The 18,109-nt window shown below is 41.6% G+C and carries 14 protein-coding genes; 8 read left to right on the forward strand and 6 right to left on the reverse strand.

Annotated features, from left to right (window positions below; all coding sequences use genetic code 11):
• Positions 1–415: 415 nt before the first annotated feature.
• Positions 416–1,270, reverse strand: coding sequence for a phosphate/phosphite/phosphonate ABC transporter substrate-binding protein (locus V7K89_RS16550; protein WP_335188917.1), 855 nt, complete (start codon positions 1,268–1,270; stop codon positions 416–418).
• A 181-nt stretch (positions 1,271–1,451) separates the two neighbouring features.
• Here V7K89_RS16550 and V7K89_RS16555 point away from each other — a divergent pair, with 181 nt between their 5' ends.
• Complete coding sequence (locus tag V7K89_RS16555) at positions 1,452–2,366, forward strand: c-type heme family protein (RefSeq protein ID WP_334916698.1); 915 nt, start codon at positions 1,452–1,454, stop codon at positions 2,364–2,366.
• A gap of 55 nt (positions 2,367–2,421) precedes the next feature.
• Here V7K89_RS16555 and V7K89_RS16560 read toward each other — a convergent pair whose 3' ends face one another.
• Both V7K89_RS16560 and V7K89_RS16565 read right to left on the reverse strand, forming a co-directional pair.
• Positions 2,422–3,813, reverse strand: a complete 1,392-nt coding sequence (locus V7K89_RS16560) for a serine/threonine-protein kinase (RefSeq protein WP_335188919.1) — start codon at positions 3,811–3,813, stop codon at positions 2,422–2,424.
• Positions 3,814–3,978: 165 nt separating this feature from the next.
• Positions 3,979–4,299 carry a DUF4278 domain-containing protein gene (locus V7K89_RS16565; RefSeq protein WP_335188921.1) on the reverse strand — a complete coding sequence of 107 codons (321 nt, stop codon included), beginning with the start codon at positions 4,297–4,299 and terminating at the stop codon, positions 3,979–3,981.
• Between the two features lie 356 nt (positions 4,300–4,655).
• On the opposite strand from V7K89_RS16565, the gene V7K89_RS16570 reads away from it, so the two are divergent.
• Positions 4,656–4,910, forward strand: coding sequence for a hypothetical protein (locus V7K89_RS16570; RefSeq protein WP_190728057.1), 255 nt, complete (start codon positions 4,656–4,658; stop codon positions 4,908–4,910).
• 3 nt (positions 4,911–4,913) lie between these two features.
• Positions 4,914–6,173: a murein transglycosylase A gene (gene mltA / locus V7K89_RS16575; protein WP_335188938.1), complete on the forward strand. Its 1,260-nt coding sequence runs from the start codon at positions 4,914–4,916 to the stop codon at positions 6,171–6,173.
• Between the two features lie 219 nt (positions 6,174–6,392).
• On the opposite strand, the gene V7K89_RS16580 is transcribed toward mltA, so the two are convergent.
• Both V7K89_RS16580 and V7K89_RS16585 read right to left on the reverse strand, forming a co-directional pair.
• Positions 6,393–7,262: a DUF5895 domain-containing protein gene (locus V7K89_RS16580; protein WP_335188923.1), complete on the reverse strand. Its 870-nt coding sequence runs from the start codon at positions 7,260–7,262 to the stop codon at positions 6,393–6,395.
• A 370-nt stretch (positions 7,263–7,632) separates the two neighbouring features.
• Positions 7,633–8,325, reverse strand: coding sequence for a haloacid dehalogenase type II (locus V7K89_RS16585; RefSeq protein WP_335188925.1), 693 nt, complete (start codon positions 8,323–8,325; stop codon positions 7,633–7,635).
• Positions 8,326–8,680: 355 nt separating this feature from the next.
• Here V7K89_RS16585 and V7K89_RS16590 point away from each other — a divergent pair, with 355 nt between their 5' ends.
• From V7K89_RS16590 to V7K89_RS16605, 4 genes are read left to right on the forward strand one after another with little or no spacing between them, the layout of a single operon-like run.
• A complete protein-coding gene (locus tag V7K89_RS16590) occupies positions 8,681–10,444 on the forward strand; it encodes a ScyA-related TPP-binding enzyme (RefSeq protein ID WP_335188927.1) in 1,764 nt (587 codons plus the stop codon).
• A gap of 10 nt (positions 10,445–10,454) precedes the next feature.
• Positions 10,455–11,594: a 3-oxoacyl-ACP synthase III family protein gene (locus V7K89_RS16595; protein WP_335188929.1), complete on the forward strand. Its 1,140-nt coding sequence runs from the start codon at positions 10,455–10,457 to the stop codon at positions 11,592–11,594.
• A gap of 37 nt (positions 11,595–11,631) precedes the next feature.
• Positions 11,632–12,633: an SGNH/GDSL hydrolase family protein gene (locus V7K89_RS16600; protein WP_335188931.1), complete on the forward strand. Its 1,002-nt coding sequence runs from the start codon at positions 11,632–11,634 to the stop codon at positions 12,631–12,633.
• Between the two features lie 16 nt (positions 12,634–12,649).
• Positions 12,650–13,399 (forward strand): SDR family oxidoreductase, encoded by a 750-nt coding sequence (locus V7K89_RS16605; RefSeq protein ID WP_335188934.1) that lies wholly within the window; start codon positions 12,650–12,652, stop codon positions 13,397–13,399.
• Positions 13,400–13,406: 7 nt separating this feature from the next.
• Here V7K89_RS16605 and V7K89_RS16610 read toward each other — a convergent pair whose 3' ends face one another.
• Entirely contained in the window at positions 13,407–16,952 is a 3,546-nt protein-coding gene (locus V7K89_RS16610) for an NB-ARC domain-containing protein (protein WP_335188936.1), read from the reverse strand.
• Positions 16,953–17,751: 799 nt separating this feature from the next.
• Between V7K89_RS16610 and V7K89_RS35925 the strand changes: the two genes are divergently transcribed.
• On the forward strand, positions 17,752–18,003 hold the full coding sequence (locus V7K89_RS35925) for a transposase (protein WP_442941689.1): 252 nt from the start codon (positions 17,752–17,754) through the stop codon (positions 18,001–18,003).
• The last annotated feature ends 106 nt before the right edge of the window (positions 18,004–18,109 follow it).

Consider the following 18,109-nt stretch of genomic DNA (forward strand, 5'->3'; position numbering starts at 1 on the left):
CGGATTAATCGCTTATTGCCATCAACCTAAGAAACCCAGCCTTCAGATGGAGTGGCTTTTATCTCAACCTGCTTAACCCGAACTCAGGTTACTTACCAAAAACCAAACTATAGCACTCCTAAATATTCGTGAGTTTTTTTGGAATTATTTCTTTTTATCCTTAGAAAATAATCGCCCAATCGCTTGCTATACAACAGCTCTAAAATTTATAAATGGCAAATGTTTTTGCAGAGTGACAGAAGAGAAGTAATTCTTTAATCAGTACTGCAAGACCCTTTAAAGGGTATTTTTTGTAATCGATAATAGGTATAATTTTATATATATTAACTATACTTAAATACTGAAATTAGGGTATCTGAGCATTAGATGAGCATTTTAGATAAAACAAAGGCTGAAAGTATTATTATTGCTTTAATTAGAATAAACGAACAGGTTTATTTTGCAGCTTGGAACTAATTGAGCTTACCCGATCGACCACAGAAATCATGTACTTGTAATCTGGTACTTGTCCATTGGTTACGTATCCTACTTCTTGAGCTAAACCTGAAGGCGAATCACTCATCACTTTGCGGATAAACTCTTGACGGTTACGTTCTACATTCGGCCCAATCAAGACCACACCTAATGGTACATAGTGAGGGTCTTTAAATAATATACGAAATTCAGTTGGGGCCAACTGTGAACTGTAGAGACTTAATTCCGCCTCCGAGACGGCACAGGCAATCGCTTTTCCTTGAGCCACTAATTCTAGCGCGGCTTTAGGTATGGGTGCAAACAGTATGTCAGCTAGTGTTGTACCATAAAGATTGTAAAGAGGAAAATAATATCCTGTTGCTGAACCTAGCTGTCCTAAAGCCACTGTTTTACCTTGTAGCTGTTTCAAGTTGGTTATCGGATTATCTTTGCGAACAACAAAGATGGAACGCAAATTATTAATACCTATTAAAGGAAATAGGGGAACATATTGGTAGCGTGCGATCGCAATAGCCGCTAAACCAGGTGGAGCAAATACCAATGACCAAGCACGAGCCTGAAGACGCTCAACCGCTCTATTTTCATTAAAAACAGGCTCTAGCTGAATATATGAGTTCGTTTTTTCGCCTAAGTAACTATTAAATTTAGCATATTGATTAATAATCTCTTCGCCTCCACCATAGTTGATCGCACCAATAGTTAACGTGCCCTCAAACTCCTTTCGTGGTTGGCAGGCAGCAAATGTCAAACCTAGCAGATTAAATAGAAAGAAACGACGGGGAAATCGCAAAAACATCACTAATTATGGTTAAGAAAGTAACTTGGCTTTCAAGACTAATTTAGACAAGTTTGACTGCTGCCTAAGTAGGTTATATTACAGCAAAAAATTAATATTTATTTAAATATTGTTAAGATGCTTTCTAACAGGTATAAATAAATATTAGACAAACTCAGATACCGTCTTCCTTAGTTAGGTTATGTTGAACAACATTACGTTAAAAAACTTAAAAATAGGTGCTAAATTTAACTTACTTTTAATATTAGTTTTCATAGTCAGTATTGTAGGAAGTGGCATTGCCTTATCTAGTGTACTTCAAGGGAGAGCGCAAAATGAAGTAGCTTCTCAAGCACAGACTCTCATCCAAATGGTGAACGGAGTAAGAGATTATACACAAAATCGTATAGTTCCTCTATTGGAACCTAGATTAGATACTAACCCAACATTCATGCCTGAAGTAGTACCAAGTTTCTCCTCTAAAGAAGTTTTTGAGAATTTTCGTAAAAAGCCGGAATATAAAAACTTTTTTCATAAAGATGCAACACTTAATCCAACTAATTTAGCAGATAAAGCCGATAGTTTTGAAACTCAACTTGTAAAGCGTTTTCGCAACGAACCCAAGACTTTAGAAATTACTGGCTTTCGTAAATTGTCAGAAGGCGAAGTATTTTATATTGCCCGACCACTCAAGATTACACAGCAGCAATGTCTGCGGTGTCATACTACACCAGATCTGGCTCCTAAGAGTCAACTAATAACTTATGGATCAGAAAATGGTTTTGGCTGGAAACTAAATCAGATTGTTTCTGCCCAAATAATCTCTGTTCCTTCTCAAGAGATTTTTGCCAATGCCAAACGAACTTGGACATTGATAATGGGACTTTTAATTGCAATCTTTGCGTTTATAGTTTTCTTGATTAACTTCTTAATTACAAAATATGTGATTCAGCGCATTAGAAGAATAGAAAAAATAGCTCAAAAAGTTAGTGTTGGTGATATGAACGCTGATTTTGAAGAAAGCTCTAATGATGAAATTGGCGGGTTAGCAGAAGCATTTAATCGGATGAAAGCTAGCTTAAAAATAGCTTTGGAGATGCTGAATAATCAAAGTTGACACTATTTTATATTTGGGATTAAGTTAATTAGACCTAATCCTGCAAGTGGAAAATTCAAGAAAGTAAGCGTTGCTGAAATTGTAAAGCTTTTTGAGGATCAGGAATTTGTGATGCTAAAACTTTCACAAATTCTGCACGAGAAATTTGTCCAGAAGATTTAAGAGCTTTTTGAACTATAAACTTAGCTATTGGACCAATTAAATTAGCCAACTCACGTTCGCACTCTTCAAAAAATTTATCACTGATGATTTGAGATTCTTGGTTTAGTAAATTATTTGAATTAATATCAGAGCGATCGGATTTAACAGTAAGTTCTTGTAGTAAAGTAGGTTTCTCTAGTAGAAACATTGTTTTCTTTTTAAAATCAATTTGTTGATTGTCTCGAAGATGAAAGGCTAATTGACTAATTAATTCTTCAAAATTGGACGCTGATGCTGCAACTTGTCGTAGTAATCTAGAGGCAACGGGACCAACAAATTCTAAAAGAATCGTTTCTAAGCGGTTGTAGTTTTCCTTAGACAGGATAGAAGCAGACGGATATTCAATTGAGTTTTGTTGAGAAAAGAAAGCTTGAGGAGGCGGTTGTGTAAAGGATGGTGGTTGAATTGATTGCGTTTCTACTCTAGTATTGAAATACTTAAGCACCTCCAAAACTTCCGCCGCAGACTGATAACGCTGTTTAAAGTGATGTAGTACCATCTTCGATAGCACAGATGCCAACTCAGAACTGACGTTAACTTGATGCTGCCAAGAAATCTCTCCTGTATCTGGGTCTTCCTCAAAGTTTATCGGATGTAACCCTGTCAGTGATTGTATACCAATAATGCCCAAGGAATAAATATCGCTGTTGGGGCGGGGCTTACCTTGCGCCTGTTCTGTAGACATATATCCGGGAGTACCAATAATAATAGTAGCTCCCGTGTGCCCTAAAATTGTAAGCAGTTGAGTTTGGACTTGTTTAACTGCGCCAAAGTCAATCAGTACTAACTTACCGTCTTGTTGCCGCCTGATTATATTATCTGGCTTGATATCTCGATGGATAACATTGTGGCTGTGAATAAATTGTAGAATACCCAGAACCTGTTGGAGCAATAGAATTACTCGATCTTCTGTCCAACGTTGATTAGGGAATAGTTCCGCCTTCAGAGTCTGCCCTTCTATAAACTCTTGCACCAAGAAGAACTCTTGGTTGTCTTCAAAATAGGCTAAAAGCCGAGGAATCTGATCGTGGTTGCCCAGTTGTTCTAGTGTTTCTGCCTCACTGGTAAATAGCCGTCTGGCAGTTTCGAGAAATTCAGGGGTACGAGTGACGGGCTTAAGGTGTTTGACAACGCATTTCGGGAAACCTGGCCGATGAGTATCTTGGGCTATATAGGTTTGACCGAATCCACCTCCACCTAATATCTGGAGGACTTGGTAACGTCCGTCTAATAATTGTCCTAACATTGTGTCACAAGCCTTAAGTCCTGAAATTAATCTTGACACAATTACCAGCTTTGGCAAGGTTTTTTGAGACAGAAAGTAGGTAGGTAGTGCTGAATTTTTAAGGTTTTTTGAGAATTCTACTACCAGTTTATAACTCTTTAGACTCCAGTTCGGCTTGCAGCCATATTATTGTAGAAGCTTTAATTCCTCAGAAATCGGCAGTACCTCAACTTTTGAATTAGTTGTTAGTTGAGAGACTACGCTAACTTCTCCTAGTGGAGTTTTATTTACAAAGTAGGTGATTCCTCGAAAGCTCAATTTATCAGCTATTGGTAGAGGAACTTTAGCCGATTTTGAATTTGGATCGACACGATAGTTAGCATCACGGTACATCAGATTATAAGCTGACCCAATTTGAGGAACTGGTCGAAATGGCTGTTCTGTTTTTTTGCTACCAACTTTGTTTGGGTCGCATTCGTAGCTCAGACCACGATAGTAAAGTTTCATAATTTTTGCTTCCTGAATAACTGTTTTTCAACAATGCCAATGATTTATCAGAAGTTGATTAGAGAGTTATGCAAGAGCTTATGTAAACTTACACTTTTTAAGGAACTGCTTAAAGGATTAGGCGTCTAGAGTGAAGAGTCATTGGGCATTGAGCATAAGAGGTATGGAGAAGAGACAAGGAAGAGAGGGGAGACAAGGGAGAGACTTGTTCAATAATTTCCCTTTTCCCCCTTGTCCCCCTTGTCCCCCTCATCTCGCCTGCTCCCTTGCTGGCGACCTCCCGTATGCTTACCCTTTTCATTCGGGGGTTACGTGGTTAACAATGGGTTGAATGTTTTTTGAAATGATTCAACTTTATGGCTAGAACTGCAAATGAATATGCCGTATACCTTCTACTGGAAAGCGGCCACCGAGAAGAAGTACGTTTTCCTACTATTCAAGAGTTTCAAAAATGGTATAGCGGCGAACTTGTGCCAAAATCTGCTTCTAATGACTTTATTAGCGTGCCGATCAAAAATATTCAAGGGGAATATATGGTAGTACGCCCTTCTCGGATCGTGGCAATCCGGGTAGAACCCATTTTTAGTTCCAGTGTTGAAAGATTCAACTAAATGATGAGAAAAACCCTTGCTTTGCTTTCCTTGAGTTTAGGAATTGTTCTTGTAAATCCTCTCTGGTCGGCTGTTGCTCAAGTTCCTAACTTACTGCCGTTGCCAATACCGACTACTCCCGATCTTCCACCTATACCAATACCAATCACTCCTGAGATAACGCCGCCGCTAAAACCAATCGCCATCGTCAGCGATTGCATGCTCCGGCCGACTTGTTTGGGTTGGGATGAGCAAATTTGGGGTCAAAGAGGTAAAACAGGCGATCGCAATGCGTTGTTAGCTTCTATTGACAACAGTTTGCTTTACCTAACAAAGGGTGATGCGATCGCAGCATATCAAAATTATCCAGTTCGGGAAATTACCCTTGATCGCGTCCGCCGGAGTTTGCTACGTTTCCGCCAACTGGTTGTCAGTTCTATGTCAGCAGCGCAACTACAAGCTGCTGTACAGCGTGAGTTTGTCTTCTACCAATCTGTGGGCAACGATGGCAAGGGTACTGTTAAGTTCACTGCTTACTACGAACCTGTTTACACCGCTAGCCGTGTTAGAACTGCAATCTATAAGTATCCCATTTATCGGCTACCACCTGATTTTAGCCAATGGCCTAAACCTCACCCAAAACGAATTGATTTGGAAGGGAAGGATGGTTTAAAAGGGAATAAGAGCAAGTTACGCGGTTTAGAACTGCTTTGGTTTCGCGATCGCCTAGAGGCATACATGGTACATATCCAAGGTTCTGCCCAAATTAAATTAACCAATGGCAAAACAACATCAATTGGCTATGCTGGTGGAACTGATTATCCTTGGACTAGTATCGGTAAAGAACTTGCCAAAGATGGCAAACTTCCACTGGCAGGATTGACAATGCCACGGATGATTGCTTATTTCCGGCAAAAACCTCAAGAGTTGAGCAATTATCTACCGCGCTGGAAACGGTTTATTTTCTTCCAAGAAACAAGCGGTAGAGCTGCTACTGGTAGTATTCATGTGCCAGTAACAGCAGAACGTTCCATTGCTACAGATAAGTCTCTCATGCCACCGGGAGCGTTAGCACTGATTTACAATTCATTTCCCTATCCTACCAGTGGTGGCAAACTAGAGAGGCATACTGTTAGCCGCTTTGTGCTTGACCAGGATACAGGAAGCGCCATCAAAGGGCCGGGCCGGGTGGATTATTTCATGGGATCTGGTAAACTAGCAGGCGATCGCGCTGGCGTCACAGGCGGTAATGGTTCACTATATTATTTGCTGCTCAAAGAATAGATATTGGGCATTGGGCATTGGGCAAAACAGTTCCGTTAGCGCATAGCTAGGGTTTAGCCCGTTCCGATTTTCGAGTAAATAAGTGAGATTCCTCACTTAATACTCAGCATGGGCTAAACGCCCCGCTACCGCTAACAGCACTCAGTACTCAGTACTCCTAAAGGGGATGGGAAATTGGTTATTTTCCTTGTCTCCCTCATCCCATTCCCCACTCCCTAGCTAATACGGCGGATAAGCAAAATCATCTTCATCAGCATAAACGTAAGAGTTGGAAACTCCTGCCATTTCCAATTTAGGCGTTTCTGATTTTACAGGTTCCTTGCCAAAATCTTTGTATTCTTCAAAAGTCTTACAAATCATTGCAGACTCAAGAGCATCGGAAGCAATTAAATATTGCGTTAAAGTTCCTACTGTGGGATGTTTATAGTTTACAGTTGAAGCTACCAAAACTGTATTTGGTTCAATGCCTCTTTCTTCACATTCAATGATGGGACAAAAAATCCCGTGAGCATGGAACAAAGGGCCTTTTGGTGTCAAAGGTTGCTTGCGATAGATAGCATAAGCTTTTTCTAGTTCAGCAACGAATCCATTAACTACTTTGCCTTGTTGATATTCGCAGTAGGTTTTGCTGAAACTCGCTCCGGCTGCACCATTAAGAGTTAGTTGTAGTGGTGATTCATGTAAAAACTTTTTATTCTCACCCACTATAAAAATTAGATAGCGAGTAAAGGTTTTAAATTTAAGTTTGTCGGCTAAAAAAGCATCATAATTATCTTTGAGCGTACCCAGTTTTAAACCACTTTCCCGGTCTTTAACAGACAATGGCCCCCGACGCACTATAACCAAGCGTGGAGTAGCAGTAATAAAGATTGTTTCTATTCCAGAGCTAAACTCATGTTCTATTTGCTGCCAATTATCATCTGGCACAAAGCCGACAGCATTGGCATTATCCAGCTTAATCGCCAAACCGTGAGATTGTATACCATCTGTGCCATACCGAGGATTAATCATCTGACACCAGGGAAGGACTTGAGAAGGCGGTGCATTGAATTTCTCGTCTTCAAAGTCGAAATTAGCAGATGCTTTCATCGTTTTAGGCTATCAAAGTGTTTTATTGAACAAAGTTATCGGCAGGGCGCTGATCCTGAAGAGCCAGTTATGTACTGTGGTTCCCAAAGTTTAGGAACTTAAACTGGCATAGTAGTTTTTCCAGAGTAAGACAGAATCAATCTATGTTGCAATCCCTATTTCGTTTTTTCACGACAGATTTTTACTTTGGCATTTCCCTATCTCCCGCCAACTTTCTGCTATTTTCGGTCAAGAATGTGATAAAATCACTCAATCAGTATTTACGCAAAAATTACTAAAAAAATTTAATTTAAGTAATATATGACATGCTTATAAAGACTCTTTGGATGTTACTTTTTGTTTCTTCCATGGTTCAATTAAGATCGGCAAATTACTGTGAACTTAAAGTAGCGAGAGTCTTCAAATCAGGCACTTCTAAATCAGGTTGACTGACTGCTGGCAAGTTCGCACTAGCCCCTTGCTCTGCTCGACGATTTACCCAGACTGTTGATAGTCCCAAAGATTTGGCTGTCACAATATCATGATATATACTAGCAGCAACATGTAATATCTGCTCTAGCGGCAAATCAATTCTCTCAATAGCCAGTCTGAAGTTGTTGAAGGAGGGTTTGTAGCTTTTTGCCTGTTCTGCTGTGATTATCTGGTCAAATTCCACCTCCAAGTGCTTTGCCGAGAAAGCAAAGAGATCGTCATCTACATTTGAGATAATTACCAGCTTAAACTTTTGTTTTAAAACTTTAAGTGTCTCAATTGTATCGGGGAAAGGCAGCCAATGCTGAATCGAATCGGCAAGTGAATTTAGTTCGTCAGCAGTTGGCTCAAAGCCAAATCGTTCACCAAATTTCTGGACTACTCTTTTCAAAACTTCTCGATATTTGATATATTCTGCTTTTTCCAGTTCTGCTTCAAATTCAGCAAAAATATCGAGAATTTGCTCGTCATCCAAATTAGTGTTGTGTGCCAGCAGAAGTGGCTTTAGCACCCTTAAGATGCCATTCTCCCAATTAATTAGGGTTCCGTAACAATCAAAAGTTAAAGTTTTATACTGATTGAAGTTAATCACCTTTTTATACTCCAGAGGTTGATTAATAGTGTTCAGTTTTCACAAACCAAAAGACGGGTGAACCCATCTGCGTTGGCACAGCCCGCTGCAGGCATCGCCACATCCACTGTTCTTGAAGTCTCTGAACATTTTTTCTATATCAAGGTAACGCGGAACTTATAGGTTGCTCAAAGATTGACAAAGTGAACTGCCAAGGTCGTTTTACTGTTATACCTGCGTTAGAGAGCAGTGCTCACCGAAGCTGTATGGGCGTTATCCAAAAAACTTTATATTACATTGATATTACAATATTACTAAGTTTAGGTGTGGGATAATAGTTATTCCAAAAAGGAGATTATTCCTAAGTATAGTTTGTATGGATGTAAAATTTCAGGATACACAAGCGAATACCACTAAACAATTAAACTCAAGTAAACAGACATTTCATCGCAAGCCATCCGAAATTTTTTCGGTAGCAGAGGCAGTGGTAAAAATCCTGGAAGATATGGGAGTGCAGTATGCCTTTGGTGTATCGGGAGGTGCGATCGCGCCAGTGTGGGCTGCGTTACATCAAAGTTCTATCCAGGTGTTGCACTTTCGCCATGAAGCTGGAGCAGCTTTTGCAGCCATTGAGGCATACTTTGCTAGCGATCGGCCAGTTGTAGTTTTCACTACCACAGGTCCAGGAATTACCAACGCTTTGACAGGATTGTTAGCTGCTCGTTGGGAGGGCGCTAAGGTAATTTTTGTGTCCGCTTCAACCTCTGCGCCACAGCGAGGGCGTTGGGCTTTCCAGGAAACCAGCGCATACACTATGCCCTGCACAAGTATTATGAGTTCAGGGCAAATATTTCATTATGCAACTACTGTCGAATGTAGCGATGAACTCACAGAGATTTCTCGAAGGCTTGCTCTTGGACTGGTACAACCAGGAGGATTAGTCGCGTATTTAAGTATCTCTACAAATATCCAGACAAGTTTACTAACAACTTCGTTGCCACGAGTAACTCTGTCTGAGACTGTGGCAACAGCAAGTGAGGAAACAATTGCAGAATGTGTCCGGTTACTGACTGAAGGACCCTTTGTCATCTGGGTTGGCTTCGGTGCGCGCGATGCTGCTGAAGAGATTCGCCAACTTGCTGAGAGAACAGGGGCTGCGGTAATGTGTTCGCCGCGTGGTAAAGGGATTTTTTCCGAAGATCATCCACAATTTGTAGGAGTCACGGGGTTTGCTGGACACAAGTCTGTTTTGACATATATGCAGGAGTACTATCCTTTGCATACTTTGGTTCTGGGAACGCGCCTTGGTGAGTTTACATCGTTCTGGAACTCTACCATGATCCCCCAGCGAAGATTTTTGCATATTGACATCGACCCAGATGTGCCAGGAGCAGCGTATCCAGATGCCAAGACGTTTGCTATCCAGTCTGACGTAAAAGAGTTCATGAAGGAGTTGTTGAAGCATTTTTCTGTAAGTAATAGTTGCCCAACAGGGGTAACGCTGCCTCGACCTGAACTTGATTTAATCAAGCCATGTACAGGCAGTTTAGTGCGACCCAAAGTACTGATGGATATGATTCAACAGGTGATTGTTGAAGGAAGCGATGCAGTAGTAATGGCTGAATCGGGTAATTCATTTGCCTGGGCAATTCACCATCTACGATTTACTCAACCAGGCCGTTTTCGGGTTAGCACTGGCTTTGGGTCTATGGGGCATTTCGTTACGGGCATCGTAGGTGCGGCACTGGTAAGGAATAGTAAGGCTGTTGCTATTGTCGGGGATGGTGCTATGCTCATGAATAACGAGATCAGTACAGCAGTGCAACACCAGATTTCTGCTGTCTGGATTGTACTTAATGACTCGCGCTATAACATGTGTGACCAAGGATTGACGTTACTGAATTTTAAGGGAGTGGATGCGAAAATTACGCCGACAAATTTTGTCGAGATTGCCCAAGCTATGGGAGCTGATGGAATACGCGTTGAAAAGGAGTCCGACATCCAAGTTGCACTGGAAAAAGCGATGGCAGCAAGCAGTCCATTCGTAGTTGACGTACTCATAGACCCCACTCATATACCACCCTCCGAGAGTCGCAATCAGAGTCTAATTTCGCAAGGCGCTAAGACTATAATTAACTAGGTGATTGGATATGGTGCATCCCCCAGTAGGTATTCGCTCACTTGCCGTGAGCTTTCCAAGGGTTATACGTAGAAATGATTATTACATAGAAAAATACCCTGAGCTAGTCACTCAGGCTGAGCAAAAAAGTTTAGCAAAGATGTTCTCGCTTGTAGGAGCCATACCCAGCAACGAGTTTGAATTAGAGATGATGCCCTATCTGTCAGACCCCTTTCGTGGCACTGTTGAGAGGCGGGTGCTAAGTCCAGGTGAGTCGTCGCTGACGCTGGAGTATTGTGCAGCAAAGGATGCTCTCGATGCAGCAAAGCTTTCTACGGACGACGTAGATCTCTTGCTCGTCGCCTCATTCTTACCTGAACAAATTGGATTTGGCAATGCTGCCTTCCTTGCTCGTGAACTGGGATTACAGTGTGGCGCATGGAATCTTGATGCAACGTGTGCCAGTACCCCAGTTTCCCTTCAAACTGCCTGTGCCTTGGTACAAGCTGGAGAGTACCGCAATGCGCTAGTGGTAATATCATGTACGTACTCTCGCTTTTTCGATGAAGATGATACTTTATCATGGTTTTTTAGCGACGGTGCTGGAGCTTTTGTAGTTAGTTCGCTGAAGCCGAATCAAGGTATTCTAGGCACAAAGACTGTTAACACTAGCATTTTGTGCGATCAATTCTTTTTTAAACTTATGGAGGATGAACAGGGCAAGCAGCGGCTCCGTATGCAGATGACCAAGGGTATAAACAAGGCGATCAGCGAAACAGCGGCAAGTCTTCTGCATACTTGTTGCGAAGGCGCTATTTCTGCTGCGGGTATAACCTTGGAGGAAATTGATTTTTTTATTTTCAATACAGCCTCTGCTTGGTTTGCAAGCTTCTGTACCCGTGTATTGGGCATTGATCCAGAGCGCACAATCAATGTCTACCCTCTTTATGCAAACATTGGACCAGCATTAACTGTAGGCAATTTGTACCACGCTGCTCAATTGGGCAAAATTCACGAAAATGACTTGGTTTTGATCTATGCCTTTGGCGCAGCCAGTTCTGCCTCTGCAAGCGTGATCCGCTGGGGTGATGTGGTGCTAGGTCCTGTTCCGGTCAATGAAACTGATTCGACAGTGAAAAATTCCGAAATTGGAAGTATCATTCCTTGCTAAGATGTCCAGCAGGATTTAACCCGTAGTCAGAAGTTAAATGAAAAAAACAATTCTGACAATAGGATTTTTCTTGTTGTCTTTTATGTTTCCGCTAAAAATTCTAGCTGCACAGAATTATCAGGATATTTATGTCTTTGGTGACAGCTTTTCTGATACAGGAAATGCATTCAATGCCACAAATAAAACCTTTCCCTCAAGTCCGACATACTTTGATGGACGTTTTTCCAATGGTCCAGTTTGGGTAGAATATCTGGCACAAGACTTGGAATTATCCTTCAATCCTCGCAGCAACTTTGCCTTTGGAGGGGCTACCACCGGAGTTGATAACATTAGCGTTCCTGAGTTCCCCGGATTGCAACAGCAAATCGCTAGCTTTACAGCAAAAAATCCGTCTGCTAATCCCAACGCCCTCTATATTGTATGGGCTGGTGCTAATGATTACTTCAGTTACTTTGCGGGGGGTGTTACGAACTCCAATCAGGCAGTTGCAAATATATCAGCAGCAGTCACATCGCTTGTGGCCATAGGCGCTCAAGATATTATAGTAGTTAATCAGCCAGATTTGGGAAAGTTTCCAGTTGCAAACTTTAATAGTCAAATACCCAGCTTATTCAGCACATTGATCAATGCACATAATTCTGGCTTAAACGCGACCATCAACTTTTTGAACCAGCAACTAGACCCTAATATCAACATCATTCCTTTCAATGTTAATAACTTATTTAGTCGGATAATCGCCGAACCAAAAGAATTCGGTCTGACAAATGCTACCAACTATTGCATACAAGACTTATCAGTAGTGCCCTTAAATTTGCCCACCCAACCAGTAGCCTGTAATCCAGACGAATTTTTATTTTGGGATCCAGTTCATCCTACAACCGCAGCTCATCGGCTTATTCGAGAATCTGCATTTTCAGTACTGAAGCCAGTATCTGTCCCTGAACCTTTTAATGTGTTAGGGGTGTTGGCCTTTAGTGCTTTTGGTGCAGTTTCGGCACTGCAACGCCATTATCAGTTAATGCAGAACAAAGCAATTTAGAGGGAAAGTTACATCCATGACAGGTCAATTTGATGGAAAAGTAGCATTGGTTACTGGGGCTTCATCAGGCATTGGTCGGGCGACAGCGATCGCATTTGCACGTGTTGGAGCAAAGGTTGTAGCTGCTAGCCGTCGAATTGCTGAGGGGGAGGAGACTGTGCGCTGCATACAAGAGGCAGGAGGAGAGGCTATTTTCGTTAAAACCGATGTATCAAAGGCAGCTGAAGTGGAAGCATTGGTTAACAAGACAGTAGATACTTATGGCCGTTTAGACTGCGCTTGTAATAATGCCGGACGCGCAATTTTCAAACCACTCATTGAAATGCCGGAAGAAGAATGGAACCAAATGTTCGACGTAAATCTCAAAGGAATGTGGCTCTGCCTCAAGTACGAAATTAGCACAATGCTCAAACAAGAGGGTGGTGCAATTGTAAACGTTGCTTCAGTTGGTGGTGTGATAGGTGCCGCAGGTACTGCCGCCTATAGTGCCACTAAAGGTGGAGTTATTGCCTTAACCCGAGCAGCGGCAATAGAATATGCTAAATCTGGCATCCGACTTAATATTATAAGTCCCGGTAGCATTCAAACCGATATGTTAGCAACTGTGCCCACAGACCTACTCGCTCAAGTTGCAGCTGGGCATCCTGTAGGACGTATTGGCAAGCCGGAGGAGGTTGCAGAAGCTGTCTTATGGTTATGTTCGGATGTAGCTTCCTTTGTTACAGGGCATAATATGATAATTGATGGGGGATATACCGCGCAGTAAGTGTGGTCTACTCCTGTTTCTCAAGTGCCCCTAAATCTTTCAAAGTAATTTTTTGAGCCTCAGTTAAACCTGTCACTTTAGTGATATTCATGTCTTCGTAGGGTCTATAGCTTTTCAAAGTTTTCAGGCACTCACCTGTCTTAACATTCCAAAGCTTAATCGTATCATCTTGACTACCACTAACTAGGGTTTGAGCATCGGGACTAAAGGCTACTGACCAGACTAACTTGGTATGTGCTAACAAAGTTGTTACGCAACTGCTTGTCTTCAGATCCCATAGCTTGACCATTTGATCGCCACTGCCAGTTGCCAGCGTGCAATTATCCAGAAAGGCAACTGTGTATACGCCACTAGTATGCCCATGCAAAGTTCCAATACATTTACTTGTGCTGACATCCCAAAGTTTCACTGTTTGGTCAAAGCTGCCACTCGCTACTGTATTACCATCAGGACTTAAGGCGACTGACCAAATCCAGTCAGTATGACCGTACATAGTTTGAAGACAACGACCAGTGCTGACATCCCACAGCCTTACTGTTTGGTCATTACTAACACTGGCCAGCATCTCACTGTCCTGGCTAAAAGCGACTGCCCATACCCAATGAGTGTGACCTTGTAAAGTTTTGAGGCATTGCCAGGTCTTAGTATCCCACAATTTCACTGTTTGGTCTTCACTGCTACTAGCAAGCACACTACCTTGGGGACTGAATGCAACTGATGTAACCCGATTACTATGTCCCAACAAATTTTTCAGGCATTGACCGCTGGTAGTATCCCACAACTTTACTGTTTGGTCTTCACTGCCACTAGCAAGTATAGTACCTTGAGGACTGAAGGCTACTGATGTGACCCGATTACTATGTCCTCGCAAAGTTTTGAAGCACTGACCAGTATTAGCATCCCATAACCTTACTGTTTGGTCATTATTGCCACTAGCTAGTGTAGTACCTTGAGGACTGAAGGTAACTGACCAGATACCATTACAATAACCCTGAAAAATTTTAAGGCATTGACCAATACTGACATCCCATAACCTTACCGTTTGGTCATCGCTGCCACTTACCAGCGTTTTACCTTCTGGACTAAACGCAACTGACCAAACCCTGCTATTATGTCCGTGTAGAGTGGTAAGGCAGCGACCAGTACTTATATCCCAGAGTTTCACCGTTTGGTCATCACTGCTACTTGCCAGCGTCTGACCATCATAACTGAAAGCAACAGAATTTACGCAATCAGTATGCCCATGCAAAGTCTGAAGGCATTTACCTGTACTGACATCAAATAGCCTCACAATTTGGTTATGATAGCCACTGGCCAGAGTTTGACAATCCGGGCTGAAAGCAACTGATTTACTCCCACTATTCTCAACCTCCATAGTTTTGAGGCATTGCCAGGTCTTAGTATCCCACAACTTCACGGTTTGATCATCACTGCCACTGGCAAGCGTAGTACCTTGAGTACTAAAGGCAACTGATGTAACACGATTACTATGTCCCCGCAGAGTTTTAAGGCATTGATCGCTACTAGTATCCCACAACTTCACCGTATGGTCTTCACTGCTACTTGCAAGCAGTTGACCGTCTGGACTGAAAGCAATTGACCAGATTCCACCACTATGACCTTGCAAATTTGCAAGGCATTGCCCCGTATTAGTATTCCATAGCTTGACCTTTTGGTCATCACCGCCACTAGCAAAAATATGACCATCCGGACTAAAAGCCACTGGCCAGATAAAACCTGTGTGCCCATTGACGGTAAGTAGTTGTTTTCCATCCGCAACTTGATACAGGCGAATCTCACCACTAGTATCCCCCGTAGCCAAGAATTTTCCATCAGGGCTGAATGCCACTGAGTGAATGCCTCCCAAAGTTTCAGCAAAAACAGACTTGGTTAGATCGGCGTAAGTGAAATTTACATTGTGCAAATGTACGTTGCGTAGGTCTGCTTGCCAAACAGTCAGGTGAGAAAAATCATAGCCACCCAGATCAGTTTCTAGATGAGAAAGCAGATTAAGAATGTTTCCAGCTGTATACCCTGGTTCTAAAGGAGATTCTTCTTGCAGTCTTGTAAGAATTTGAATTAACTGATTTTCAATTTTTCTTTTACTTCTTAAGATATTAAGCAACCCATCTATAACTGGTTTAATGATGAGACGAACTTGAGTATCTTTAACATAGTCTTTAGCCGTAGCCTTCATCAGAGCATGACATCTGAATAAATTAATATTTTGAGTGACAATCTCTTCACAGACGAGTTCTATCAAGCTACTAGTCGCATACTCCATAACTACAGGCTGGAGCGTAAAGATTGATCCAGTTTTTTCAATAAGCGTAGACGTAGCCTTCTCGATTAGCGATCGCCTTCCTAAAGATTCCAGAGCTTCAAGTAATTTTGCTTGTGGTACTGGTGATCTAATGTCATCTCGCAATTCTGATAGTGCGATCGACTCCCGGTTAATCGCTAGCCAATACATTATTTCCTTTTCTAAATCTGACAAGCGCTCAAACTGCTGCTCTAAGAGATCGCGAATGTCTCCAAAGACAGCCGTGTCTTGTTGCAAAAAGTCAGTCATATTACCATCAAAGATATCTTGAATGGTCGTGGCAACTATCTTTAAGGCTAATGGATTGCCTGCGTAACGTTCAATCATTACTTTCCATTCATCCTCTGCCGCCGATAGTCCCTTGAGTTTTAAAATTTCTTGCCCTTCCGCCACCTTCAATCCACTCAGTAGCAATGAGCGAACAGGTAGTGCTTGTCCTTCCAAAAATGCTATTTCTCTGGGTTTTTCACGACTAGTCAGTACTAAGCAGCTTTGGTGAGTTGCTTCTCCCACCCGTCTTAAAAACTCACCATATTCCTCATATCCTTCTCGATAAAGTCCGGCGCGGCTACCACTGCGGAGAATTGATTCTGCATTATCGAGGATCACTAAACAGCGATAATTTTGTAAATAATAGAGTAGTCGCGATACGCGATCGCTAAAGCTTTCTGGTAAATTACTTTCTGTTTCCTGTTCGTCAGATAGAAATTGGATTAAGTTACCTAGAATAATTTTAACAGGCGGTGCTTCTCGTAGTGATCGCCAGATCACATACTCAAAGTTGTCCTGAATTTTTTGAGCAAACTTTACAGACAGTGCTGTTTTTCCAATACCTCCTATTCCCAATAGTGCAACCAATTGGCAGTGCTCATTGAGAATCCATTGCTCTAGTGTAATAAGTTCTTCTATACGCCCATAAAAAGCTAAGTTAAAGATAGCCTCTCCCCAATCTAGACGATTTTTTGAACTTGAATAGTCACTTTTATCTATTTTTAAGTTAAAAACTGAAAAAAGTTGCTCAATAGTCTGTTTGTCAACTCCTCCTTCTCGATTCAATACTTTTGAGATGGTGGCGGAATATAAACCAGAACGTACACTCATTTCTTCAAGAGTATACCGATTTCCAAAATTTTCTTTTGCTTCTGACTGATGTTTTGCTTCCTTAATTTTTTGCAAACCCTTGGTAGTAAGTGCAACGCCACGCTTACGTCTCCAATTCTGTAAAGTCATGTATTAACTCACTGTTCGTTTAATCACTTTTTATTAAAAGGAATTCTCGTACTAGGTTGCTATAGATATGGGGTAATAGCCATAACAAACGAATAATCTCATATTGCAGAGGATTTAAAACAGGTATATTACCAAAATATTCACTGATAAAAACCTCCTTTGACATCCACTTATCTCGGTAATTCAACACCGCTTGCTCAACAGACTATCTGGACTATAAGGCATTGCTGACATCATCTCTTCAGCCAAGAGCTTCTTACATTTGGTGATAGCAGATTTCTTGCGTATGGTACTAGTTATTTAATACCTGTTATTCTCCGTAATATTTTTGGGGCGTAAAGCTTAAGTTCAATCTCAAAATCTCGATTTTCACTGGTAAAAACAGCTTAGAATTGGCAATCTTGATAAGGAAAGTTTGTATATATCTAGCTTATCAATCAATGAATAAAACTGCTGCACTTAAATTTCCCCATTTGACAACCTCCAGTAAAAAAAGAGCGCTTAAGCGAATCACTATAAACTTGACATCAGATGAAGCTCAAAACCTTGAAAAGTATTGTGAACAGACAGGCAAACTAGCAATAGACGTGATTCGAGAACTCATTCAAGCTTTGCCTTGACCTGCTGAACTTTGACGCCAAGCCTGAAAAGCCCGAGTCTAGAAGAGTCATCGCTGAAGTAGAAGGTGTTACAGATTTGGACAAAGGTTTGTAATTTTACTCTGACGTGAGTAATTGCAAGAGCAGTAATCATAGATTAAACCCTTACGACCCTGTCTCCCAAGTCTCTTTTAACTGAACTGTATTGGGTTCTAGCACCACAGTTATGGACGGGAGCGGTCGTAGTAATGGATAATTTGTCGGTGCATACCGCTGCGGTAATTCGACAGATAATTGAGGTGATCGGTGCGCAGGTTGTGTTTCTATCCCTCTATTCACTAGATTTGTCACCCATTGAATTGTGTTGGTCAAAACTCAAGCAGTGTTTACGTGCCGCAAAAGCTCGAACCCACCAGGAGCAAGACCCAAGTGTTAACGCAGATTGTTACTGAGCAAATCTCCGTTGGGTGTTGCATAATAAAGGGATGAGGAGAGGGTTCATACTGTGCATTGTCCATACTGTAAGTCTACGGAGATTAGAAAAAATGGAAAAAGAAG

It is taken from the genome of Nostoc sp. (assembly GCF_036917515.1).
Taxonomy (GTDB): domain Bacteria; phylum Cyanobacteriota; class Cyanobacteriia; order Cyanobacteriales; family Nostocaceae; genus Nostoc.